This is a genomic window from Sinorhizobium sp. RAC02 (assembly GCF_001713395.1).
GTDB lineage: Bacteria > Pseudomonadota > Alphaproteobacteria > Rhizobiales > Rhizobiaceae > Shinella.
Map to the genome: position 1 here is coordinate 1,917,570 of NZ_CP016450.1, position 24,587 is coordinate 1,942,156.

The 24,587-nt window shown below is 64.1% G+C and carries 17 protein-coding genes; 2 read left to right on the top strand and 15 right to left on the bottom strand.

Features of this window, described 5'->3' with window-relative positions:
- The first annotated feature begins 183 nt into the window (after positions 1-183).
- Both pepN and BSY16_RS09200 read left to right on the top strand, forming a co-directional pair.
- A complete protein-coding gene (gene pepN, locus BSY16_RS09195) occupies positions 184-2,832 on the top strand; it encodes an aminopeptidase N (protein WP_069059381.1) in 2,649 nt (882 codons plus the stop codon).
- Positions 2,833-3,024: 192 nt separating this feature from the next.
- Entirely contained in the window at positions 3,025-5,373 is a 2,349-nt protein-coding gene (locus tag BSY16_RS09200) for a PAS domain-containing sensor histidine kinase (RefSeq protein ID WP_069059382.1), read from the top strand.
- A 97-nt stretch (positions 5,374-5,470) separates the two neighbouring features.
- Here the strand turns inward: BSY16_RS09200 and BSY16_RS09205 are convergent, their stop codons facing one another.
- From BSY16_RS09205 to BSY16_RS09275, 15 genes are all read right to left on the bottom strand, one after another.
- Positions 5,471-6,307, bottom strand: a complete 837-nt coding sequence (locus BSY16_RS09205; protein WP_286157197.1) for a hypothetical protein — start codon at positions 6,305-6,307, stop codon at positions 5,471-5,473.
- A gap of 135 nt (positions 6,308-6,442) precedes the next feature.
- The gene (locus tag BSY16_RS09210; RefSeq protein WP_069059384.1) at positions 6,443-9,397 is read right to left on the bottom strand and encodes a bifunctional [glutamine synthetase] adenylyltransferase/[glutamine synthetase]-adenylyl-L-tyrosine phosphorylase; all 2,955 of its coding nucleotides are present in this window, start codon (positions 9,395-9,397) and stop codon (positions 6,443-6,445) included.
- A gap of 34 nt (positions 9,398-9,431) precedes the next feature.
- Positions 9,432-10,853 (bottom strand): ATP-binding protein, encoded by a 1,422-nt coding sequence (locus tag BSY16_RS09215; protein WP_069059385.1) that lies wholly within the window; start codon positions 10,851-10,853, stop codon positions 9,432-9,434.
- 3 nt (positions 10,854-10,856) lie between these two features.
- Positions 10,857-11,540 carry a response regulator transcription factor gene (locus tag BSY16_RS09220; RefSeq protein WP_069059386.1) on the bottom strand — a complete coding sequence of 228 codons (684 nt, stop codon included), beginning with the start codon at positions 11,538-11,540 and terminating at the stop codon, positions 10,857-10,859.
- A 114-nt stretch (positions 11,541-11,654) separates the two neighbouring features.
- Positions 11,655-13,220, bottom strand: a complete 1,566-nt coding sequence (locus BSY16_RS09225) for a Do family serine endopeptidase (RefSeq protein WP_069059387.1) — start codon at positions 13,218-13,220, stop codon at positions 11,655-11,657.
- Between the two features lie 133 nt (positions 13,221-13,353).
- On the bottom strand, positions 13,354-13,812 hold the full coding sequence (locus BSY16_RS09230) for a cytochrome c-type biogenesis protein (protein ID WP_069059388.1): 459 nt from the start codon (positions 13,810-13,812) through the stop codon (positions 13,354-13,356).
- On the bottom strand, positions 13,809-15,794 hold the full coding sequence (locus BSY16_RS09235; RefSeq protein ID WP_069059389.1) for a heme lyase CcmF/NrfE family subunit: 1,986 nt from the start codon (positions 15,792-15,794) through the stop codon (positions 13,809-13,811). Before BSY16_RS09235 ends, BSY16_RS09230 begins: the two co-directional genes overlap by 4 nt.
- Positions 15,791-16,240, bottom strand: coding sequence for a cytochrome c maturation protein CcmE (gene ccmE / locus BSY16_RS09240; protein WP_069059390.1), 450 nt, complete (start codon positions 16,238-16,240; stop codon positions 15,791-15,793). Before ccmE ends, BSY16_RS09235 begins: the two co-directional genes overlap by 4 nt.
- A complete protein-coding gene (gene ccmI, locus BSY16_RS09245) occupies positions 16,237-17,376 on the bottom strand; it encodes a c-type cytochrome biogenesis protein CcmI (RefSeq protein ID WP_069059391.1) in 1,140 nt (379 codons plus the stop codon). Before ccmI ends, ccmE begins: the two co-directional genes overlap by 4 nt.
- A gap of 150 nt (positions 17,377-17,526) precedes the next feature.
- Positions 17,527-17,955 (bottom strand): RT0821/Lpp0805 family surface protein, encoded by a 429-nt coding sequence (locus BSY16_RS09250; RefSeq protein ID WP_069059392.1) that lies wholly within the window; start codon positions 17,953-17,955, stop codon positions 17,527-17,529.
- Positions 17,956-18,064: 109 nt separating this feature from the next.
- Positions 18,065-19,483: an ATP-binding protein gene (locus tag BSY16_RS09255; RefSeq protein ID WP_069059393.1), complete on the bottom strand. Its 1,419-nt coding sequence runs from the start codon at positions 19,481-19,483 to the stop codon at positions 18,065-18,067.
- Positions 19,473-20,144 (bottom strand): response regulator transcription factor, encoded by a 672-nt coding sequence (locus BSY16_RS09260; RefSeq protein WP_069059394.1) that lies wholly within the window; start codon positions 20,142-20,144, stop codon positions 19,473-19,475. Before BSY16_RS09260 ends, BSY16_RS09255 begins: the two co-directional genes overlap by 11 nt.
- A gap of 48 nt (positions 20,145-20,192) precedes the next feature.
- Entirely contained in the window at positions 20,193-20,444 is a 252-nt protein-coding gene (locus BSY16_RS09265) for a hypothetical protein (RefSeq protein WP_069061458.1), read from the bottom strand.
- An 81-nt stretch (positions 20,445-20,525) separates the two neighbouring features.
- Entirely contained in the window at positions 20,526-20,735 is a 210-nt protein-coding gene (locus tag BSY16_RS09270) for a hypothetical protein (RefSeq protein ID WP_069059395.1), read from the bottom strand.
- 15 nt (positions 20,736-20,750) lie between these two features.
- Positions 20,751-24,587 carry a baseplate multidomain protein megatron gene (locus BSY16_RS09275; RefSeq protein WP_069059396.1) on the bottom strand — a complete coding sequence of 1,279 codons (3,837 nt, stop codon included), beginning with the start codon at positions 24,585-24,587 and terminating at the stop codon, positions 20,751-20,753.

Sequence of the window (24,587 nt, forward strand, 5' to 3'; positions counted from 1 at the left end):
GATGCGGGAGAGAGCAACCGTACCGGCATGGCACAAATTTATGATTTCCCGATCCTCGCGGAAATGAGATGTTAAGCGAATACGCATATCTATTCGTGGAACTTGGGGGCAGACCGTCCCGGCGATCCATCGTTCCATGCACAAGGGGAACGGGAACCGGACGGCAAAGAGCAGGACACATCCATGCGGACTGAGAACGGCCAGATCATCCACCTGGCGGACTATCGCCAGACTGACTTTGTTCTCGAGCGCGTCGATCTGACCTTCGAACTGGACCCGACGGAGACCAAGGTCGAGGCCCGCCTGATCTTCAATCGCCGCGACGGCGTCGATCCCGCCGCGCCGCTCGTTCTCGACGGCGACGAGCTGACGATGACCAGCCTGCTCTTCGACCAGATGGAACTGGACACTGCCCGCTACGACGCCACGCCCGACAGCCTGACCATCCGCGACCTGCCGGCAAGCGAGCCCTTCGAGATCACCATCACCACGATGATCAATCCCGAGGCCAACACCCAGCTGATGGGCCTCTACCGCACGAACGGCGTCTATTGCACCCAGTGCGAGGCGGAAGGTTTTCGGCGCATCACCTATTTCCCAGACCGGCCGGACGTGCTGGCCGTCTACACGGTCAACATCATCGCCGACAAGGCGAGCTGCCCGCTCTTGCTGTCCAACGGCAATTTCCTCGGCGGCGCCGGCTATGGCGAAGGCAAACATTTTGCCGCCTGGTTCGATCCGCACCCGAAGCCGTCCTACCTCTTTGCGCTCGTCGCCGGCGACCTCGGCGTGGTGGAGGACACGTTCACGACGATGTCCGACCGCGAGGTCACGCTGAAAATCTATGTCGAGCACGGCAAGGAGCCGCGTGCGGCCTACGCGATGGACGCGCTGAAGCGCTCCATGAAATGGGACGAAGAGGTGTTCGGCCGCGAATACGATCTCGATATCTTCATGATCGTCGCCGTCTCCGACTTCAACATGGGCGCCATGGAGAACAAGGGGCTCAACGTCTTCAACGACAAATACGTGCTCGCCGACCCGGAAATCGCGACCGACCAGGACTACGCGAATATCGAGGCGATCATCGCGCATGAATACTTCCACAACTGGACCGGCAACCGCGTCACCTGCCGCGACTGGTTCCAGCTCTGCCTCAAGGAAGGCCTGACGGTCTATCGCGACCACGAATTTTCCGCCGACCAGCGTTCGCGCGCCGTCAAGCGCATCGCGGAAGTGCGGCACCTGAAGTCGGAGCAGTTTCCGGAGGATGCCGGCCCCCTCGCCCATCCGGTGCGCCCGACGAAATACCGCGAAATCAACAACTTCTACACGACGACCGTCTACGAAAAAGGCTCCGAGGTGACGCGCATGATCGCGACCATCGTCGGCCGCGACGGCTTCAAGAAGGGCATGGACCTCTATTTCGAACGGCACGATGGCGACGCCGCGACGATCGAGGATTTCGTAAAGTGCTTTGAAGAGGCGAACGGCGTCGATCTCGGCCAGTTCTCGCTCTGGTACCATCAGGCCGGTACGCCGCTCGTCAGTGTTTCGTCAAGCTATGACCAGGCGAAGGGCGAATTCACGCTGTCGCTCGAACAGATGATCCCGCCGACGCCGGGCCAGAGCGCGAAGGAACCGATGCACATCCCGTTGCGCTTCGGCCTGATCTCCGCCGATGGCTCCGAAGCCACGCCGAGCGCCGTCAGCGGTGCGGACGTGACCGGCGACGTGCTCCATCTCAAGGAGCGCCGCCAGACCGTCATCTTCTCCGGCATTGCCTCGCGCCCGGTCGTTTCGCTCAACCGCAGTTTTTCGGCGCCGATCAACCTGCATTTCGAGCAGGTGCCCGCCGACCTCGCCCATATCGCCCGCTATGATGCCGACCTCTTCGCGCGCTGGCAGGCGCTCAACGATCTGGCGCTGCCGAACCTCGTCGCGGCAGCACGCAGCGCACGGGCCGGCGAGCCGGTCGAGACGAATGCCGTTCTTGCCGATACGCTGATTGCAATCGCCGGCGATGAGACGCTGGAGCCTGCCTTCCGGGCGCAGGCGCTCGCCCTGCCCTCCGAATCCGACATTGCCCGCGAACTCGGCAGCAACAACGATCCCGACGCCATCCGCGCCGGACGCGAAGACGTGCTCGCCTTTGTGGCGAAGCGTGATCCTGCCGTCTTTGCCACGCTTTTCGAACGCCACCAGTTGCAGGGCGCTTTCACGCCGGATGCCGCAGGTGCTGGCCATCGCGCGCTGCGCAATGCGGCGCTTGCCTATCTCGCTGTCGCCGACGGCACGCCGGCCCGCGCCGCGGAGGCCTTTGCGGCCGCCGACAACATGACTGATCTGAGTGCTGCACTTACCGTGCTCGCGCACCGCTTCCCGGATGCCGCCGAGACCGCAAGCGCGCTGGAAACCTTCCGGGCCCGCTTTGCCGACAATGCACTGGTCATCGACAAGTGGTTCTCGATCCAGTCGACCATTCCGGGCGACGGCGCCCTCGCACGCGTCAAGGCGCTGATGACGAGCCCACACTTCAACAAGTCGAACCCGAACCGCGTGCGCGCCCTCGTCGGCACCTATGCCTTCTCCAACCCGACCGGCTTCAACCGCGCGGACGGCGAAGGCTATCGCTTCCTTGCGGACCAGATTATCGAGATCGACCCGAAGAACCCGCAGCTCGCCGCCCGCATCCTCACCTCCATGCGCTCCTGGCGGGCGCTTGAGGACGTGCGCTCCGATCACGCGCGCAATGCGTTGCGGACGATTGCAGCGGGTGAAAAACTCTCCTCCGACGTCTCGGATATTGTCGAGCGTATGCTAAAGGGCTGATATCCCGAAAATTTAATGATTCCGGGCGCTTCGGCGCCCGTTTTCGTTTTGGCATACAAATTCGCACCGACGAGATATGGTTAAGAAAGTTTTACCTTTTCCTCTGGACAAGCCGAATCACAATTGATTCATTAGGGCAGATTCGGGCGAGCGGCGCGCCGAATCACGAGAGGCTTACAAGGTTTGAAGATTATGGCGGACGCGCAACGAGGACGCGCAGCCGGCGGGTGGACTCGTCTCAAATTTCCGGGAATGGCGGCCTGGGGACAAGAGGCGACGGGACAGGCGAAGATTTTCGCCGGGCCTGCCGCGCGGCATTTGACACGGGCCGAACCCGTGCTCAAGCGATCGATACCGATCCTGATCATCGCCTTCTTGTTCGTGGTGGCCATCTCGCGGATGGTCGGCATCATGGCCGAGCACGACCGGATGGACACGAGCGTCAAGGACACGACCTCGCTGACGGCCATGGCCGTCGGCGCCGTCTTCTCCGGCACCATGGCGGAAAGCCTCGCCAAGTCCGACCGCATGGCGGTCGAGGCGGCACTGTCGCTCAACCTGCCACAGGACCGCCTGCAGCCGGGTGGGCTGGTGCTGTTCGTCGAGGAAAAAGGGCACGTCTTCGGCGCCTCGCTGGCGGCGGCGCGCTATGTCGGCCAGTCCCTTGCGCGCTTCTCGCCGGAACTCGCGGCGACACAATATTTCGGTGAACCGGCGGGCGTCTTCCGCACCCGCATCGGCGGGCAGGACTATTATGCCTCGCTCGTGCAGATGCCGAAGAAGGGTGGCTTCGTCATCGTCGCCAACCCGCTCGGCCAGATTGCCATGTTCTGGCGCGACGAGGTCGCGTTGAACGTGACGCTGTTTGCCGGCATTTCGGCGATCCTGCTGGTCATTCTCTATGCCTATTACATCCAGGCGAAGCGGGCGCGTGATGCGGACGCGATCTTCGCGGAATCGAACCTGCGCGTGGAAACGGCGCTGGCCCGCGGCCGTTGCGGTCTCTGGGACTTCGATCTCTCGAGCCGCCGGCTGTTCTGGTCGCGCTCCATGTATGAAATGCTCGGCATGCCGCCGCGCGACAGCGTGCTGTCCTTTGGCGATGCCGCGCGCCTGATGCATCCCGACGATGACGGCATCTATCAGGTGGCCCGCGCGGTTGCCCGCGGCGAAGCCAAGCAGGTGGAACAGGTCTTCCGCATGCGTCATGCCGATGGCCACTATGTCTGGCTTCGTGCCCGTGCACAGGTCATCCGCATGGCCTCCGGCCGCATGCATATCATCGGCATCGCGATGGACGTGACGGAGCAGCACCGGCTTGCCCAGCGCTACCAGGAGGCCGACCAGCGCCTTGCGGACGCCATCGAATGCACGTCCGAGGCCTTCGTGCTGTGGGACAAGAACGACCGTCTCGTCATGTGCAATGCGCACTACCAGCAGGCCTATGGTCTTCCCGACGACGTGCTCGTGCCCGGCACCGATCGTGCGACGGTGCATGCCGCGGCGGCCCGCCCGGTCATCGAGCGGCGCATCGCGGATGCCGACGGTGCGGGCATGTCGCAGACCAGCGAGGTCCAGCTTGCCGACGAGCGCTGGCTGCAGATCAACGAGCGGCGCACCCGCGACGGCGGCCTCGTCTCTGTCGGCACCGACATCACCATGATGAAGCGCCACCAGGTGCGCCTGCGCGAATCCGAACGCCGCCTGATGGCGACCATCGGCGATCTTTCGGCCTCGCGCGCCAAGCTGGAGCGGCAGAAGGCGGAGCTTTCCGTCGCCATTGCCAACTACCAGGCCGAAAAGGACCGTGCCGAGGCGGCAAACCGCGCCAAATCGGAATTCCTCGCCAACATGTCGCATGAGCTGCGCACGCCGCTCAATGCCATCCTCGGCTTCTCCGAGATCCTGCAGAACCAGATGTTCGGTCCGATCGGCTCGGACAAATACCGCGAATATTCCTGCGACATCCATGAGAGCGGCAAACACCTACTCAACGTGATCAGCGACATTCTCGACATGTCGAAGATCGAGGCCGGCCATATGCGCATCAGCTGCGAGACCGTCGATCTGGCCCCGCTGATCGAGGAAACATTGCGCCTCACCATGCTGCAAGCGGAGAAGAAGCACATCCGGGTGCAGCAAATCTGCCCGCAGCACCTGTTCACCGTCGCGGACCGCCGCGCCATGAAGCAGATCCTGCTGAACCTCTTGTCGAATGCCATGAAGTTCACCAATGCCGGCGGCAAGGTGGAGGTGCGGGCGCGCAAGATCGATGGCGCCGTCACGCTGACGATCGCCGATACCGGTATCGGCATTCCGAAATCGGCGCTGCAGAAGATCGGCCAGCCCTTCGAGCAGGTGCAGAGCCAATATGCCAAGAGCAAGGGCGGCTCCGGCCTCGGGCTCGCCATCTCCCGCTCGCTGGCCCATCTGCATGGCGGCGCGATGCGTATTCGCTCCGTCGAAGGCAAGGGCACGATCATCTCCGTTCGTATCCCCGACCGGGAGCGGCTTGCGGCACTGCATCTGGCGGCCGCGTAACGGATTTTTCGCAATGCAAGGACGGGGGCGTCCGTCCTCGGCTTTTGCACTCACGCAAGGCTTTGAGGGGCTGGGCGTTCGCGGAATGGCGTATGCGCTACCGCCAAGGCCGGGATGTCAGCCACATCTTCCCGGTGTCTCCCGTGATGATGAGATCCGCCACCTGGTCAAGGCCCGGCTGTTTCGGGACAGCCGACAGATCCGCGATCATCGCATCGACGGCGCCTTCCTCCAGAAGGTGCGCGACGTCCGCCTGTTCAGCCGCCTTGTCATGCAGCACCAATACGGTTCTCGTCACCGCCTTGGGATCGCTTGTGTCGCACAGGAACGGGATGATGGACTCGTGATGGCGCATGGGAAGGGTGAAGATATGCGCGCCCTGAATCCGGAGCACCTCGACGCAGTCAAAACGGTTGCCCGATCCGAGAATGCAGAAAACTGCGAGGTTGCGCGGCGGCACTGACGTCACGACCTCTGTCGCGACACGCAGGTCGGCCGCCAGTTGCTCGGACGCCTGCGCCTCTTCCATCAGCCGTTGATAGGACGTGTAGGGCAGTTCATTCTTGTTGTCGTGCAGGACGACCACCGGGCTGAACGCCAGGGCGCGAACCGGCTTTTCTGTCGCGCGGGCGAGCAGCATTGCATGGTAGAGCGCGCCATGCCCTCCCTTGCTGCCCCCGATCGCGATGACCTGATCATAATCAGAGACCAGATTTAACAGGTGCGCAGATAAAATCTCGGCATCTCGCGTGAAGTATGTATCCGCAGTGTCTGCAATACTCAGAACATCTGCCGAGAATTTTATCGATTTGAAATGATGATTGGGCGAGTGAGAAAACAGAATGATCAGTACGTTTTTATGATTTCGCCGGAATTCTATATCATAGCAGCTCAGAACGTGTCTTTCTGCGCCTTCTCGGTTCATTAGAATCATTAAAAACTAACCTCTAAACGAACTGTCTTGCTGCCTTCGTATAAAGCCTGTTCTTGAAGTGCAAGAGGCCCAACGCAAGGGAATTTGACGCTTTCAGGCAGCACGATGGCCTCAGGGGCACAGACACCACGCCGATCACGGCTTTGCGACAAGGGCCTGGAATATCTTGCGCACCGCCTTGGATCGCTGTTTGAGGTCTGCCTCCAAAGTGCGGAGATCGGGGCTGTCACCCGCCCGGCAGACGAGGTCGATGAGCCCGGCCGGCGCCTCCTTCGGGTCGAAGCTGCCATCGACGCAGAGGCGCACGATCTGCGAAATCTCCGTATAGAGCACCAGCGCGCTTTGCACGGCGTCAAGGTCGTTCGGATCCATCATCGCCGCGCCGAGCACGGCGAGCGCCTCCCCTGTCGGCATCGCCCGCTCCGGCTGTGGCACACCGCGCACCGGGGCCAGCAGCGCGAGGAACTGCGCGATGAATTCGATGTCGATCAGCCCACCCGGGATGAGTTTTAGGTCCCAGACATCCTTCGGCGGCTTTTCCTGGTCGATCAGGTTGCGCATCTCCGCGACATCCTTGGCGATCTTCGCCGGCTCGCGCTTTCGGCCCAGCACCGCGCGAAAAATGTCGTCGGCCTCCTTCATGAGGCTCTCGTCGCCGCACAGCACGCGGGCACGCGTCAAGGCCATGTGCTCCCACGTCCAGGCCTCTTCCGTCTGGTACTTGGCAAACGACGTTATGCGCGTCGCGACCGGCCCCTTGTTGCCGGAGGGGCGCAGGCGCATGTCCACCTCGTAGAGCACGCCTTCCGCCGTCGGCGCCGAGAGCGCGGCGATCAGGCGCTGGGTGATGCGGGTAAAGTACTTCATGTTGTCGAGCGGCTTGGGACCGTCCGATTCAAAGGCGTCGCTGTCGTGGTCGTAGAGCAGGATCAGGTCGATGTCCGAGCCCGCGGTCAGCTCGAAGCTGCCGAGCTTGCCCATGCCGACCAGCACCACGCGCCCGCCCGGGAATTTTCCATGCGCGGTCTCGATTTCCTCCAGCACGGCCTTGAGTGCCGCGGCGACGATGAGGTCGGCGACATGCGTCAGCGCGCGCGCGGCCTGCTTGCCGGTGATCGCACCGGTCAGCAGGCGGATGCCGATGAGGAAGCGCTGTTCTGCGGCGATGATGCGCAGGCGGTCGAGGATTTCCTCATAGTGCCGAGCGCCGGAGACGAAGCCCTCGATGCGCTCGGAAAGATAGGCGCGCGTCGGCAGTTCGGCGAGCAGGCCGGGATCCAGCATGCCGTCGAAGACATGGGGCTTTGCCGCAATCACCTCGGCGAGGCGCGGCGCCGACGACATGATGTTGACGATGAGGGAAAGCAGCGCCGGATTGTTGCCGAGCAGCGAGAAGAGCTGGATGCCCGCTGGCAGGCCGGAAATGAAGCTGTCGAAGCGCAGCAGCGCCTCGTCGGCCCGCTTGCTCTCGCCGAAGACGCGCAGCAATTGCGGCGTCAGTTCCGTCAGTCGCTCGCGTGCTTCGACGGATTGCGTGGCGCGGTAGCGACCATAGTGCCAGGTGCGGATCGTACGGGAAATGTCGGCGGGACGCTCGAAACCGAGGCGCTTCAGCGTTTCCAGCGTGTCCGGATCGTCCTTCTGGCCGGTGAAGACGAGATTACCGGTCTCGGAGGAGAGCTTCGCCTCCTGCTCGAAGAGCGCCGCATAACGGCGCTCGACGGTCTTAAGCACGGAAACGAGTTTTGCAGAAAAACCGGCCGTATCCTCGAAGCCCATCATGAAGGCGATGCGCTTCAGCTCGGCCTCGGTTTCCGGCAACAAATGGGTCTGTTCGTCGCGCACCATCTGGATGCGGTGCTCGACGTCGCGCAGGAACCAGTAGGCCTCGGTCAGTTCCCTGGCCGTGCCCTTGTCGATCCAGTTCGCCTTTGCAAGTTCCTGCAGCATCGGCTCGGTGGCGCGCAGGCGCAGCGCCGGCACGCGGCCGCCAGCGATGAGCTGCTGCGTCTGAACGAAGAACTCGATCTCGCGGATGCCGCCGCGGCCGAGCTTGACATTGTGCCCCTTGACGGCGATCTCGCCGTGCCCCTTGTGCACATGGATCTGGCGCTTGATCGAATGAATGTCGGCAATCGCCGCATAGTCGAGATATTTGCGGAAGACGAAGGGCGTCAGGCCCTTGAGGAACGCCGCGCCGGCCGCGAGATCACCGGCAATCGGCTTGGCCTTGATGAAGGCGGCGCGCTCCCAGTTCTGCCCGCGGCTCTCGTAATAGAGCATGGCCGAATCGAAGGAGATGGCGAGCGGCGTGGCGCCCGGATCGGGCCGCAGGCGCAGGTCCGTGCGGAAGACGTAGCCGTCCGCCGTGCGCTCCTGCATGATGCGGATCAGCCGGCGCACGAGGCGGGAAAACGTCTCGACCGCCTCCATCGGATCGACCGCGATATCCGCCATCGGGTCGAAGAAGACGACGAGGTCGATGTCGGAGGAATAGTTGAGTTCGGCCGCGCCAAGCTTGCCCATGCCGAGCACGATCAGGCCCGACTTTTCGCTGGGATGCTTAGGGTCCGGCAGTTTCAGCTTGCCGCTTTCATGCGCCGACAGGAGCAGATAGTCGAAGGCGGCCGACGTCGCCGCTTCGGCGAGGTCCGTGAGAAGTGCGGTGGTTTTCCGTGCATCAAACATGCGGGCAAGATCGGCAAGCGCTGTGAGGAAGGCGACCTCGCGCTTGGCGACGCGCAGACGGGTCATCAGCACCGCCTCCGTCACCTCGCCGCCCTCCGTCTTCCAGGCGTTGCGGGCGCGGGCGATCGCGTCCTCGATCATCGGCAGGATCGGCGCTTCAAGCGCGCGGGCAAGCAGGCCGGGGTCGATGCGCGCTGTATCACGCAGATAGGGCGAGAGCGAAAACGCCGCGACGAGGAAATCCTTGAGGGGTTCGTTCCCGCCGAGCAGCTTGGCAATGGCGGGGTGATCCTTGCCCCAGTCCTTGAGGTCGGACAGGACCGACTTGACTTCCGTCTGGCTCAGGGGCCGGATCGGAGAGGTCGAAAGATCGGAAAACCGCGTCGTTTCCGTCACGCTCATGATGCCTCCTCGCCTTTTTTGACGACGAGGTGTATCAGTCCGGAAGGACGGGGAAAACCATTCTGACGGTCAGCCCCCGATTGTTTTCCCGCTCGGGATGCGTCGCATCGAGTTCCAGCCGGCCGTGATGCATTTCCATGACGGCGCCGACGAGCGACAGGCCAAGCCCCGTGCCGGGCTTGGAGCGGCTGGCATCGAGCCGCACGAAACGTTTGACGACCTCGTCGTGCTTGTCATCGGGCACGCCGGCCCCACTATCGGCGACCGACAGGACGACATCGCCATCCCGGCGCACGAGCGACACGCGGATCTCCGGATCATCGCTGCCTTCGGCATATTTGATTGCATTGTCGATGAGGTTGCCGAGCGCCTGGCCGACGAGTTCGCGGTTGCCGTTGATTTCGACCCCATCGGCGATCTCCGTCACGAGCTTCAGGCCGCAATCCTCGGCAACCGGTTCATAGAGCTCGGCGCCATCATGGGCGATGCCGCTGATATCGATCGCGCTCATCTCCGCCGGCGCCTGGCCGGCTTCGACGCGAGAGATCATCAGAAGCGCATTGAAGGTGCGGATAAGCTGGTCGGATTCGCCGATCATCTCCTCCAGCGCGATGCGGTAATCGGCCTTTTCATTGCCGGCAAGGGCTGCCTCCGCCTTGTTGCGCAGGCGCGTCAGCGGTGTCTTCAGGTCGTGCGCAATGTTGTCGGAAACCTGCTTCAGGCCCTCGTTCAGTTTCTCGATGCGCCCGAGCATCGTGTTCAGCGATTCCGAAAGCCGGTCGAACTCGTCACCCGAGCCGCTCGTCGGCAGGCGCTGCGAGAGATCACCGGCCATGATGCGCTGGCTGGCATCGGACATGCGATCCATGCGCTTCAAGGCGTTGCGGCCGATCAGATACCATATGGCGAGCGCGCCGATGCCCATGACGCCGAGCGCCACCATCAGCGCCTGGCGCACCAGCTTGCGAAAATTCTCCGGCTCGCCGAGATCGCGGCCGACCAGAACGCGCAGGCCATTGGACAGTACCGTCACCTGCGCATAGGCCATCGGACGGTTGTTGCCGCGCGCTTCCTCCTGGTAGCGCTGGTAGCGGAACGGTGTCTCCGTCCAGCCTTCATTGTCCATCACGCCGGGCTGGATGGAGGCGACGTTGCCGGCCAGCACTTCGCCGGTCGGGCTTGCAATGATGTAGAGATTGGCGCCGGGCTGGCGGGCACGCCGCTCCAGCGTGCGCAGCAAGCCGTTCATGCCGTTGTTGTCGAAGACGCGCTCGATCTGCTCGGTTTCCTGCGCCACTGCCTCACGCATCTGCTGCTGCAGCAGGCCCTCCGACATGGAGGATACGTAGAAGACGAGAAAGGCCGCGCAGACGGCGAAGAGCAGGAGGTAGATCGCGGAGAGGCGTACCGCGGTGGTGCGGTAGAGGGCGGTCAGCCGGCCGAGCAGTCGCTGCATGGATCAGCCCGCCGCCTCTTCCTTCATCATATATCCCGCGCCGCGCACGGTGCGCAGCAGCGGCTGGTCGAAATCCTTCTCGATCTTCGAGCGCAGCCGCGAAACATGGACGTCGATGACGTTGGTCTGCGGGTCGAAATGGTAGTCCCAGACGTTTTCCAGCAGCATGGTGCGTGTCACCACCTGGCCGGCATTCTTCATCAGATATTCGAGTAGACGGAACTCGCGCGGCTGGAGAAGGATTTCCTTGCCCGCCCGCTTCACCGTGTGGGAGAGCCGGTCGAGTTCGAGGTCACCGACCCGATAGACCATGTCCTGCTCCGGCGTGCCCTTGCGGCGGCCGAGTACTTCGACACGAGCCAGAAGTTCGCTGAAGGCATAGGGTTTCGGCAGATAGTCGTCGCCACCGGCACGAAGGCCCGTCACGCGGTCATCGACCTGGCCGAGGGCAGAAAGTATGAGCACGGGCGTGTGAATGTTGCGGTGGCGCAATTCCGAAATCAGCGAGAGGCCATCGCGGCGCGGCAGCATGCGGTCGATGACCAGCACGTCGTAGCTGTTTTCCGTCGCGAGGAAGAGGCCGCTTTCGCCGTCGCTCGCATGGTCGAGCACGATGCCCGCCTCGCGAAAGGCCTTCGAGAGATAGGCGGCCGCCTCCAGATCGTCTTCCACAATCAATATCTTCATCGTACGGACCTTACAGCATGTTCGGCGAGCGTTGGCTAGCAGCGCCCCCGGATATGGCAGCGCCGCGAAACCTTGCGATCTCGCGGCGCCGTAGGCAGGGAATGCCGGAGCCGATCAGCCCTGGTCGATCGGCAGCGCCAGGAAGCGGCTGCCGTCATTGGTCTCGATCTGGAACAGCGCCTTGGAGCGGCCGTCCTTGCGAGCGTTGTTGATGACCTTCACCACGTCGTCGGCAGACTTCACAGCCTGGTTGTTGACCGAGGTGATGCGGTCGCCTTCCTTGAGGCCGCGGTCGCTGGCGTCGGAGTCCGGATCGACCGAGGAGACCGTCAGGCCTTCATCGCCGGGCGTGACCGAGATGCCGAGATCGGCAAGCGCCTGCTCGCTGGCCGGCGCTTCCGGCTCGACCTCTTCGGCACCCGTTGCGGCCTGGATCTGCTCACCGGCAAGCGTGCCGATCTCGACCGAGATGCTCTCGGACTTGCCGTCACGCCAGACCGACAGGTCGACCTTCTTGCCGGGGGCAATATCGGCGACACGGCGGGCAAGGTCGCGCGGGTCCTTGATCGGATCGCCATCGAGCGCCGTGATCACGTCACCCTTTTTGATGCCGGCCTTGGCGCCGGGCGAGTCGGCCTGCGGCTCGACGACGAGGGCACCGGCGGCATCCGCAAGGCCAAGCGAGTCGGCGATGTCACGGCTTACCGGCTGGATCTGCACGCCGAGCCAGCCACGATCGACCTTGCCGTCCTTCATCAGGTCGGCGACGACGCCCTTGGCGACGGAGGCGGGGATCGCAAAGGCGATGCCGACATTGCCGCCGGACGGCGAGAAGATTGCCGTGTTGATGCCGACGACCTGGCCGTTGAGGTTGAAGGTCGGGCCACCGGAATTGCCGCGGTTCACCGCAGCGTCCACCTGGAGATAGTCATCATAAGGGCCGGAGCCGATGTCACGGCCACGCGCCGAGATGATGCCGGCCGTCACCGTACCGCCGAGGCCGAACGGGTTGCCGACAGCCACGACCCAGTCGCCGACGCGGATCTGGCTGTCATCGGCGAAGTTCACATAGGTGAACTTGCGCTTGTCCTTTTCCTCGACCTTCAGCACGGCAAGGTCGGTGCGGCTGTCCTTGCCGACGAGCGTGGCGTTGAGTTCGGTGCCGTCATTCATGACGACCGTGAAGGCCGAGCCATCGTTGACGACATGGTTGTTGGTGACGATATAGCCGTCTTCCGAGATGAAGAAGCCGGAGCCCTGCGAGGTCGGACGCAGATGCGGCTTGCGGTCGGGGCCGCGACGGTCGCCAAACTGGCGGCCCGGGCCGCGGTCACCACGGAACTGGTCCTGCCCGCCGAACTCACGGAAGAAACGCTTCAGCGGGTGATCATCGGGAAGTTCATCAAGGCTACGGCCGCCGAAGTTGAACGAGAAATTGCTCTCGTCATTGGCCGGCTTGATATCGGACTGAACACGGACGGAAACGACAGCCGGGGAAACGGCAGAGACAACGTCGGCAAAGCTCGCAACCTGCGGCGCCTGGACGGAAACGGCTTCGGCAAAACTTTCGCTAACGCGCGCGGGAATGCCGGTCGCCAGCATAACGGCCGCAAGTCCGGCGACGGTCGTCGTCTTCAGTACGGTCTTGAGGCCCGGACGGAATGCGGAAATCTTGGACATTCTTTGCACCTTTTCTCTCATTCATGGCTGCGCTCAGCAGCCGATGGGAGAAGAGATAGGCCTGCACACATTACGGCGCACTATCCGCCGCATGAATTTTTCGTAATGTTGGAGAATTTCGGGGGAAGCGGGGCTATTCGCGCGTCAGAGCGCGCTCCAGCTCGGCTTTTTCAGCCTCCGAGAGCGGTGTTCCCGTCGGTTTTCCACCACGCTTGCGCACGAAGAGCACCATGGCCGTCGCACCGGCAAGGAAAAGCACGATCGGCGCGCCCCACAACAGCAGGGTTTCACCACGCAAGCGCGGATTGAGCAGCACGAACTCGCCATAACGCGAAACGACATAGGCGATCACCGCATCGTCGCTGTCGCCATTCTTCAGGCGCTCACGCACGAGAAGACGCAGGTCGCGCGCCAGTTCGGCATTCGAATCATCGATCGACTGATTCTGGCAGACCATGCAGCGAAGCTGGGAAGAGAGGGTCCGCGCGCGCGCCTCCAGCGCCGGATCAGCCAGCACCTCATCCGGATTGACGGCGAAAGCGGGAAAGGCCGTGAGAATAAAGGCAAAAGCCAGAATGAGGCGGCGCATCATTCGGCCGCCTCCAGCACAGGCTTCACCTTGCGCGCCTTCTGCGGCGCCCCGACGCGCAGGCGCCGGTCGAAGAGCGAAACGACGCCGCCTGCCATCATGATCAGCGCACCGATCCAGATACAGAGTATCATCGGCTTCCACCAAACACGCACGACGATGCCGCCATCGGCCATCGCATCGCCGAGCGAAACATAGAGCTGGCTGAAGCCGAAGGTGCGGATGCCGGCCTCGGTCGTCGGCATGCGGCGTGCCGTATACATCCGCTTCGAAGACCAGATGTCCGTCACCGTCACCCCGCCTCGCGCCACCGTGAAGTGACCGGACTCTTCCGAGTAATTCGGCCCCTGCCCGCGGCGCATGCCATCGAAGGTCAGCGTAAAGCCGCCCGCCTCCACCTGCATGCCGGGCTTCATTTCAACCACATGCTCGGTCTCGAACGCTGTTACCGCGATGACGCCGATGACCATTACGCCGACGCCGATATGGGCCAGCGCCGTGCCGAAGGCCGAGCCCGGCAGGCCGATGAAACGGCGGAAGGCGACATTGCCGGTTACCTTGCCGATGCCGGCGCGCAGCGACAGATCGGTGATCGATCCCGCGATCATGTAGAAGCCGATGGCGATGCCGAAATAGGCAAGCAACGGCCCGCCGCCCTGCGCATAGATGACCGTCGCCGCCGCGACCAAGCCAACGCCGACCGCCGCAAACAGGCGCTGGCCGGCGGCGAAGACATCGCCGCGCTTCCAGGCAAGCAGCGGCCCGAACGGTACTGCAAGCAGAAGCGGCAGCATCAACAGACCGAAGGTCAGGTTGAAGAAGGGCGGGCCAACGGAAATCTTTTCACCGGTCAGCGCTTCCAGCACCAGCGGATAGAGCGTGCCGGTCAGCACCGTCGCCGCCGCCGTCGTGAGGATCAGGTTGTTGAGGACGAGTGCGCCTTCGCGCGAGATCGGCGCAAACAGGCCGCCGGCCTTCAGCGTGGCGGCCCTGAAGGCAAAGAGCGACAGCGCGCCGCCGATGAAGATGACGAGAATGGCAAGGATGAAGACGCCACGCGTCGGGTCGGTCGCGAAGGCATGCACCGAGGTCAGGACGCCGGAGCGCACGAGGAACGTGCCGAGCAGCGACATGGAGAAGGTGAGGATCGCCAGCAGCACCGTCCAGATCTTCAGCGCCTCGCGCTTTTCCATGACCAGCGCGGAATGCAACAGCGCCGTACCGGCAAGCCACGGAATGAAGGAGGCATTCTCCACCGGATCCCAGAACCACCACCCGCCCCAGCCGAGTTCGTAATAGGCCCAGTACGACCCCATGGCGATGCCGGCGGTCAGAAAGCTCCAGGCGGCAAGTGCCCACGGCCGCACCCAGCGCGCCCAGGCCGCATCGATCCGCCCGTCGATGAGCGCGGCGATGGCAAAGGAGAAACAGACGGAGAAGCCGACATAGCCGAGATAGAGCAGCGGCGGATGGATCGCGAGGCCGATATCCTGCAGGACCGGATTGAGGTCCTTGCCCTCGGCGGGTGCGGGCGAAAGGCGCAGGAACGGGTTCGAGGTCAGCAGGATGAAGAGCCCGAAGGCGGTCGAGATAAGGCCCTGCACCGCCAGCACGTTGGCGCGCAGCCGTTCCGGCAGGTTGCCGCCGAAGGTCGCGACCAGCGCGCTGAAGAAGACGAGGATGAGGAGCCAGAGCAGCATCGAGCCCTCATGGTTCCCCCACACACCCGAGATCTTGTAGATCATCGGCTTCAACGAATGCGAATTCTCCCAGACATTCGCGACGGAAAAATCGGAAACGACATAGGCGAAGGTCAGCACCGAGAAGGAGAAAAGCACCAGCAGGAAACCGGCAAGGGCGGCGGCGGGTGCTACCGCCATCAACGAGCGGTCGTTGCGGATCGTGCCGACCAGCGGCAGGATCGACTGGACGATCACCGTCGCGAGCGCGAGAACCAGAGCATAGTGTCCAAGCTCGATGATCATTTGATCGTTTCCTTGCCGGAGAGTTCGACGCCCTGCGCCTTGAGGCGGTCGGCCACGTCCTTGGGCATGTAGGTCTCGTCATGTTTCGCGAGCACCGTATCGGCAACGAACAGCCCGCCCGTGCCGAAAGCGCCTTCCGCCACGACGCCCTGCCCTTCGCGGAAAAGGTCCGGAAGAATGCCGGTATAGGTCACCGGCACCGTTGCGAGCGTATCCGTCACCGTAAAGGTGATCGTCGATCCCTCGCCGCGCTTGAGCGTGCCGGTTTCGACGAGGCCACCGAGGCGGATGCGCGTGCCCGGCGGCACATTCGCCTTGGCAATATCGCCCGGCACATAGAAGTAGGCGATCGACTGGCTGAAGGCGAACATCACAAGCAGCACTGCCGCCACGAGGAAAGCGACGCCGCCGCCGATCACTGCCAGACGTTTCTGCTTGCGTGTCATTGTCCGCTGCCCTCAGCCGAAATCGATAGGTCCCGGGCCAGTGCCAGAAGCTGTTTGCCGTTCTCGCTGTCCGCCGGGAAGGTTTTCAGCGCGGTCTGTAGCGCGGCCTCGGCCTTCGGCCTTTGATCCAGCACAACATAGGAACGGATGATACGCGTCCATCCTTCGAAATTGTTCGGATCGTCCTGCAGTTTCGTCGCAAGGCTCTCCACCATGCCGGCGATCATCTGCTGGCGATCACCCGTCGACATGTCCTGCGCCGCCGCCACGTCATCCGCGGTCGGGTTGCCGAGCTGGCCGGCGGTCTCGCTGCCCTGCCCTTCGGCAAGCGTCGCGATATGCCGGTTGACGAGCGGCAGCCAGGGCGCAGCGGCCGGTGCTTCCTTGGCGATCGCCTCGAAGGCGGCGAGTGCCTCTGCCCGCTTGCCGTCCTGCTCCAGCGCCAGCGCCAGGTAATACTTAGCACGCGGATTGTCCGCCTTGAGCTTCAGCGACTGTTCAAGCTGCTTGCGTGCCTCGGCCGTGACGATGCCGCTGGAAAGCGCAATCAGCGTTTCCGCATGGCCGTCCAGCCGCTCGGTGCTCGGCCCGAGCAGGCGGATCGCCTGGGAAAAGGCGTTTGCCGAATCTTCCATCCGGCCGCTGCGGTAATAGATCGGCGCCAGCAGATCCCAACCGGCTCCGTCGTCCGGATTGCGCGCCAGATGGTTTTCAGCCCGGGCGATCAGGATGCTGATGTCGTTGCCCGGATTTGCAAGGCGCTCTGCGAGCGGCTGGGCCGGAAGATCCGGCCGGCCGGTCGCCAAGTAAAGACAGAGGCCGATGGCAGGCAGCAGCAAGATAACGAACGCCTGCGCCAGCCGGTTGCGACGGTCCGCAGGGTCGGCCTTGCCCTTAGCCCCGTCCTTGCTCGCAGCGATCAGCCGGCGCGCGACTTCGGCGCGGGCAAGCTCTGCTTCGCTGGAGCCGATGAGGCCTGTCGCCTCATCCCGCTTCAACTCTTCGAGCTGGTCGCGGTAAACTTCGATGTCATGGCTGGCCTCGCCCGCCGCCGCCATGGGACGCCGCAGGAGAGGAAGAAGCAGAACGGCGGCAACGGCGGCCGTCAGGATGGCGACAAGAATCCAGAAAAACATGACAATCAATTACTGGAACGCCGGGACGTTTCCAATTCCCAAGGGAACGATGACGCAAAATTGAGGCGTTTCGCCGCAACGGTCAAACGATCCCGCAACGGGAACCGGCTGATTCCAGAGCGAAACGACGCCGCTTCGGCTGGAAATGCTCTAGGAAAGCGGTGCCCAGGCCCCGTCTGCATTTCGGCAGGCAGCACCCCGGGTCGCCGTCCCGCGGCCTTCGATGGTGAGTGTATGGCTATACTGCCTGCAGTTCTGCGAACCGACCTGGTAGGGCGCAGCCGCCACCACCGAGCCGCTGACGCCGCTGCCCTGCCAGACGACCGGCTGGCCGCCGGGAGCAGCCTCCAGCGCGCGATACTCGGCCTCCAGGGCCCGCTGCATGTCTGCCTTGGAGAGTTGGGTCGCCGTGTTACGGCTGACGAGCCCGCCTTGCAGCGCGGTGATGTAGACACCCGCGCCAGCCGAAATCGCACCGCCGCCAGTCGGACCCTTGCCGCCTGACGTGGTCGTGCATCCCGATACCGTCGCTGTTGCCAGAAGGAGGGGGAAAAAGGCGCCGCGCAAACCCGTCTTCATCCGGTGGAACCGTCTCTCTTCACGCATGGGGCGGCGAGCCGCCCGGCAAATCGTCCATCCCGCGATCCTCATATTCGCGAGCCCCTCCCTTGTTGCATTGTCCGACGCCTCAGGCAACATCCTTTGTGACGGCCGGCAAAACCAGCCGCGCCAGCAAGCCGCCGCCCGAACCCCGGGCAAGCCCAAAGGTTCCCTGGTATTCCGACGTGATCTCGCTGACGATGGACAAGCCCAGCCCGGTGCCCGGCTTGCTCTCGTCGAGCCGCTTGCCGCGTTTCATCGCCTCGCGGATCTGGTCCGGCTCAAGGCCCGGCCCGTCGTCCTCCACCTCGATCACGATCCAGCTTTTGCGCGCATCGTCACTGCCGCGAACATCGTCCGGTGCGACGAAGGCACGGATGACGACCTCGGTGCGAGCATATCGCGCGGCGTTTTCCAGGAGGTTGCCGACCGTCTCCTCGACGTCCTGCTGCTCCATCGCGAGAACCAGGCCAGGTGGATCGACTTTCAGCGGGAACTGCGTATCGACATTGAGGCGACGCATCACACGTACCAGCCGCTCCAGAACGGGCTGCGCCTCGGTGCGGGCGAGCACCGATTCGCGCTGCGCGGCGATGCGGGCGCGGTTGAGATAGGATTGCACCTGGCTCTGCATGGCCTCCGCCTGCGAGCGCACGAGATCGCCCTGGGGCGCTGCCAGCAGCCGCGCTTCGTTGAGCAGCACGGCAATCGGCGTCTTCAGCGAATGCGCGAGATTGCCGACCTGCATGCGGGCCCGCTCGACGATGCGCCGGTTGCTGTCGATCAGCGCATTCACTTCGCTCGCCAAGGGCAGGATTTCCCGTGGGAAATCGCCATCGAGCTGCTCGCTCTCCCCGGCCCTGATCTTCTCCAACGCCTTGCGCGCCCGGTCGAGCGGCCGCAGGCCGATCAGGATCGCCGCCGCGTTGAGCAGCAGGCTGCCGAAACCGAAGCCGGCGAGCGCGAGATAGAGGCTGCCGGAGAAATCGCCGATATCCGCTTCCAGCACATCGCGGTTGCCGACGACACGGAAGCGCGCCGTCCGCCCCTCGTCGTCGAGCACCACTTCCGTCTCGCCAACCTCCACCTCGTTGCCGAAGGAATCGATGGTCGTGTAGAAGCGCTCATAGCGCGTATCGAAGGGGATGCTGTCCGTGTCGGCGATCGGAATGCTACCCGTGCCCAGCGAGGATGAGGTCAGCGTCTCGCTCGCCAGCGCCCCGCCGATCGGCTCGACGATCCAGTACCAGCCCGATTGCGGCTGGAAGAAGCGGAGGTCGCCGAGTTGCGGCGTACCGGAAAGCCGCGTGTCCTCACCCGTCGAAACCGAATTGATGACGTTGTAGAGCTGGGCGCGCAAAAGGTCGCGAAAGCTCTTTTCCGCGCTCTGGCGATAGAGTGTCGAGATGACGACAGCGATCACGATAAGGGCGACCGCCGCCCACAGCGAGGCGAGGAGAAGAACGCGGAAGGTGAGCGAGCGGGAGCGTCTGGCGCTATTTGCCATTGGCCGGGGCTTGCATCCGGTAGCCGAGGCCACGCACGGTCTCGATCAGGTCGACGCCGATCTTCTTGCGCAGACGCCCGACGAAAACCTCGATCGTGTTGGAATCGCGATCGAAATCCTGATCGTACATGTGTTCGACCAACTCGGTGCGCGACACCACCTCGCCCATATGGTGCATCAGGTAGGACAGCAGCCGGTATTCATGCGAGGTGAGCTTCAACGTCTCGCCATTGACGGTCGCCTTCGATCCCTTCGTGTCGAGCCGCACCGGCCCGCAAACGATATCGGGGCTCGCATGGCCGGCCGCACGACGGATCAGCGCCCGGATGCGAGCAAGAACTTCCTCGACATGGAAAGGCTTTGCCACATAGTCGTCGGCACCGGCGTCGATGCCCGCCACCTTGTCGCTCCAGCGGTCGCGGGCGGTGAGGATGAGGACGGGCATCGTCTTGCCGTCGGCGCGCCACTTTTCAAGCGCAGTGATGCCGTCCATTTCCGGCAGGCCGATATCCAGGATGATGGCGTCATAGGGCTCGGTATCGCCGAGATAGTGGCCTTCCTCGCCATCGAAGGCCTGGTCCACCACATAGCCTGATTCCTTCAAGGCCTCGCTGAGCTGCCGGCTCAGATTGACGTCGTCCTCGACCACCAGGATGCGCATTCGCCCTCTTTCTACTTCTTTCTTCCCGCCGCAAAAGACCCGGAAGTGCTACATCGGCACGCGCACGGTCACCTTGCGCGGCCGGGCATTGCCCTTGCCGGGCACAAGCACCGTTACCACGCAGGTATCACCCTTCGGCTGTGCCGAAAGCAGTTCGCCACCGGTTTCGGCCACCACCTGCGCCGCCGCGTCGCTGCAGTCGCCTGCAACCTGCACGACATTCCTGTCGCTGCCCGTCTCGATGGGCCCCGGCAGGATCAGGCTGGCCGCAAGTGCGGCTATGAGAAGTGGCGAGGCCATGAACATACTTTCAGGTGCGGATCATTCTGATGCAAGCAATAAACGATCCACGCTGAATGGCAAATGAATGGCCGTCCATGTTTATCCCACCCGCCGGCGCGCCGAAATCCGCCCGTAGAGCACCAGCATGCCGCCGATCGTGCCCGCCGCCGCGACGATGAGATCGGCGAGTTCTCCTTCGACGCCCGCCGTTACTTCGACACCGGCCGCGTTGGCGAGCGAGGCGAGAATCGCGATCAGCGCGCCCCAGACGGTACGCGACTGGTACCAGGCCTTCAGGTCGTCGTTCATCGATTTTCCTTTCGTTCAAAGGGTGATCACGGCGCGCGCCGGCAGGCCGAACGGCACCGCCCGGCCAAGCTGGCGCACGCGAATCGAGAGTGTCGTCTGCGGCGCGCCGAAATCGGCAAGCTCCAATGCGGCAGGGTAAGTGAAGGCAGCCGTCGTCGTGTCGACGCTCCGCAGCACCGTCTCGCCGGAGAGAATGTCCAGCCGATAGGCCTCCGACGGTTCGTCGAGCGGGATTTCGGCAGCGGCCCAATTGTCCGAATCGATTCGCCCGCGCCGGATCCAGGAAAACCGCACCGCGCCGTCCGTCCCGCGCTTCCCGCGAAGATGCACCGGCGAAAACGGCGTCAACGCCCGCTCGCCACCGGCAAAGGCAAAAGGCCCCTCTTTTCCTTGCCCCGCCCCGACCGGCTCGACGATCCAGTTTAAAAGCCGGCCCATCTCCTCCACATTGAGGCCGAGCGGCCGGACCGCATCGTCGAGCAAAACCACCTGCGCACCAGCCACATGACCGGCCAGCATGGCGTCGTCCGTGCCATTCAGGGCGCGCAGCAGGCCCGTCAGCCGCCAGCGCTCCGGCGCGATCTCGCTCGCCCCGGTAAAGCCGACGATCTCCCACGCCCCGTTCCCGCCCTTGATGGCAAGACGGTTGGCACCGTTCAGCACGGCAAGTGTCGATACCGAGGCAAGCCCGCCGGACATCATGTCCAGCACGATCGTCCTGCCCGGATCAAACCGTCCGATGACGCCGGGGATAAGCGGTTCGACCAGCCAGCCGATGCGCGCCGGCCGCTCCAGCCGGGCGCGGGCGCGAAAGCCTTCGCTCGTCAGGGAATTCGACACGACCATAGCCCGCCACGGCCGCGCATAGGCGGCAACGCGCGCAAAATCCAGCGCATCGCCGGCGCCATAGATCGGCAGGTCGAGCAACGCGATTTCCGGTGAAAAGGCATCCGCCGCACCGGCACCGCGCGCCAGGTTGCGCCGAATGTCCGGAAGAACCGGCGCGGGATTTTCCCCCGCCGCGATCGCCCGCGCCTCCACCTCCCGCACCAGCCCGTCGGTGATGCCGGTGATCAGAAAGCGCCCTTCGGGACCACCGGCCAGCCGCACGACATCACCCGGCGTGGTCCCAAGCACCGTTGGCGGCAGGCGGAACGTCAACCGCTGCCGCCCCGCACGCTGGTCGCGCAGGGCCGTTTCGACGCTCGTTGCAGCAGCGCCCGCATGCAGGACCGCCGGAAGCGCCAGCCGCAGCACGCGGTCGTTGCCGCCCCCCATGCGGCGCGAGCGGGCCGCAACGCGCACATAGCCGCCCACATCGTCGAAATGGTCGAGGATCGCCTCACCGGCAAAGTCGCTCGCGTGCCCGCGGCTTTCCTCGAACAGGGCCTCGTCCGGACGCTCGGCAAACACGTCGATTGCGACCGGCGGCAAGGCCGATTTCCGCCGGGAGCGAAAGATGAGCCTGCCGTCCGCTTCCAGCGCATCGATCTGGAAGGCTTCCATCAGCGGCTCGATCAGGGTGCGCGCCGAGGTCTGCTCCGCCTGCACAAAACCCGGCAGATCGCCCGCGACGCCCGAGACGTCGAAGTCCGAAAACCCGTGATCATTCAGGATGGCGGCAATGACATCCGCGGTCGTACCGGCCCCAAGCCGCGCATTGAGCCAGTGCCCGCGCTGCCAGTTGAGGCCATCCGACCACAGCGCGGTATCCTCCGGAAAGGCCGGATAGGGCCGCGCATCCCAGGTCCACAGGAAAATGTGGCCGGCATCGACCATGCCCTCTTCCGGTCCGCTTCCCTGCCACCAGCCGTGATGCGCATCGAGAAAACGCCGCTGCACCGCGTCGTTGCGCGCACCGCCCGAATGGTAGGGCAGTGCATTTTCCGAACTTTTGGGGTCGACGAAGACATTCGGCTGGTTCGGCCCCTTGTCGATGGCCGGGCAGCCAAGTTCCGTAAACCAGATCGGCTTGGAGCGCGGCACCCAGGCCGTAGGCGTCGGAAGCTCGGCACCGCCGACCCCGCGCTCGTAATGGTGGTTGCCCCACCAGTTTTCCAGGTCCTTGTAGCGGAAGACCCAGGGCTTCCCCGCCATGCCGTCGGTAATCGGCGTGCGAACACGCGCACGGCGCGCCGCCATATCGGCATAGTACCAGTCAAAACCCTCGCCCCGCGCGATCATGCCGCGCATGGCCGCAGCGTCTTCCGAATGCCGGAATCCATCCGGATTGCCCGAGAGCGTGTCGCCATCCTGCCAGTCGGAAAGCGGCATATAATTGTCGATGCCGATCGCGTCGATCGTCGGCGAGGCCCAGAGCGGATCGAGATGAAACCGCACCTCGCCACTGCCCGCCGGCTGATAGCCGAAATACTCCGTCCAGTCCGCCGCGTAGGTGAGCTTCGTGGCTGGCCCAAGGATCGCCCGGACATCCGCCGCCAGCGCCGTCAGCGCCTCGACGAAGGGAAATTGTCCCGTCCCGTCGCGCAGCCAGGTCAGGCCACGCAGCTCCGATCCCACGATGAAGCCATCGACACCACCGGCCGCCTGCGCCAGCAACGCATAGTGCAGGATCAGCCGGCGGAACCCTTCGTCCCCCGCAGGTCCGTTGACCGTCTCGCCGGAAACGGAAAAATCCCCCGCCTCCGCGCTCCCGACAAAAGCCTCGACCTGTGTGCGCGCCGCGCCGGTGCCGTTTGCCGACGGCGGATGGCAGGTGATACGCCCACGCCAGGGATAGGGCGCCTGTCGGGTTCCGCCATAGGGATCCGGCAACACATTGTCCGCCGGCACGTCCATCATCAGGAAGGGATAGAAATAGACCTTGAGCCCCCGCGCCTTCAGGTCCTTGATCGCCGCGACCACGCTCGCATCGGACGGCGTGCCGCCATAGGCCGGCCCGCCGCCGCTCCGGCTCACCAGCGTGGCGCTGGCGCGCGTCAGGCCTGAAACGCGCCACGGCCGGCTCTCGGCCTCGCGCGCGGCAATCTCGACGCCCGGCACGATCCTGCAATGACCGGCGCGAAGGTCCGTCCCGAACCACGAGACGACCAGCCCCACCCGCTCCAGGTTCGGGCACAGCGCCTGCAATTCGTCGATCGAGGCTTCCCAGTCGGTCGCCGCGGTCAGCGTGTTGCGGTTGATGTTGCGCCCCTTGCCGGCCCCGAGCTTTTCCGTGACCAGCTGCGGGTCGTAGCCGTGCTCGCTCGACCCGGGAATGAGCGTGACCGCCCGCACCTTGCCCTCCAGCGAGCCGACCGGCTTCAACACCTCGAACTGCATGACAGGCACGCGGTTGCCGAACGTATCGAGCGGCAACCGCTCGAACACGGCATAGGCAAGCCCGCGATAGGCAGGCACATTGCCCGCCCCCTGCTTCGCCTCGATCAGCGGATCGGGGGCTTGGGTCGCCGTGCCGCGATGCAGACGCATCTCGATCGACGTCAGGTCCAGCTCGCGCCCATCCGCCCAGACCCGACGGATGCCGGCGATCGGCCCCTCGCAAATCCCCACCGCGAAGTTCGCGAAATATCGAAACGTCTCCACGCGCGGCCCGCTCGCCTTGCCGCCGGCCCGCTCGACCGTCACCTCCTCCTCGAAGCGCGTCGCCCAGATCAGCGTGCCGCCGACGCGGGCCGTACCGTAAACGCGGCTCACCGCCGTGCCCTCCTCCGCGCCCGGCACGCGCCCGTCGTTCAGCCGCGCACCGGACATCGTGGTGCCGCCATTGATGAGCGCGCGGTCGACCATCGAGCCGGCCAGCGCACCCGCCGCCCGCCCGAGAATGGCGCCGAACGGGCCGAAAACGCTGCCGAGCGCGGCACCGGCCGCCTGGAAAAGAAGGGTCGCCAT